Source organism: Faecalicatena contorta (genome assembly GCF_021531995.1).
GTDB lineage: Bacteria > Bacillota > Clostridia > Lachnospirales > Lachnospiraceae > Dorea_A > Dorea_A contorta_A.
In genome coordinates, this window is the sequence record NZ_JAFBIZ010000308.1 from 1 (window position 1) to 484 (window position 484).

Below are 484 nucleotides of genomic sequence, written 5' to 3' on the forward strand. Positions count from 1 at the left end.
ATATATTTCTTACCGGGAGTGATCAAGTTTGGAAACCAGGAGTTATTCAAGGAGCATATGTATGGGATTTCCTTCCAGAGGACAAAAAATGTTTATCTTATGCATCAAGTATTGCAACAACAATCTATCCTGATTGGTATTCTGAATATCTGAAAAGCAATTTAGAAAAGTTTTCCTGGATATCCGTAAGGGAGAAAACTGCACAGAGATATTTAGAACAGCTCACTGGAAGGATTATTGCTTGTGTTTTGGATCCAACATTATTGTTAGATAGTTCTAAATGGCAAAGTATGATCTCTGAAAGGATCATAAAAGAACGATATTTGTTTGCATATTTTTTGGGGGAAAGTATTTCACAAAGAAAAAAAACAAAACAAATAGCAAAACAGATGGGATGCAAAATTGTAACACTACCACATATTGATAATAAAATCAGATTTTCGGATATCTGTTTTGGTGATTATCATTTGTATCAGGTATCATT

1 protein-coding gene is annotated in these 484 nt (G+C 32.6%); it reads left to right on the forward strand.

The window, feature by feature from the left end; translation table 11 throughout:
- Positions 1-484, forward strand: a 484-nt coding sequence (locus tag JQM82_RS16095; protein WP_235251429.1) for a polysaccharide pyruvyl transferase family protein, incomplete at both ends; no start/stop codon positions are given.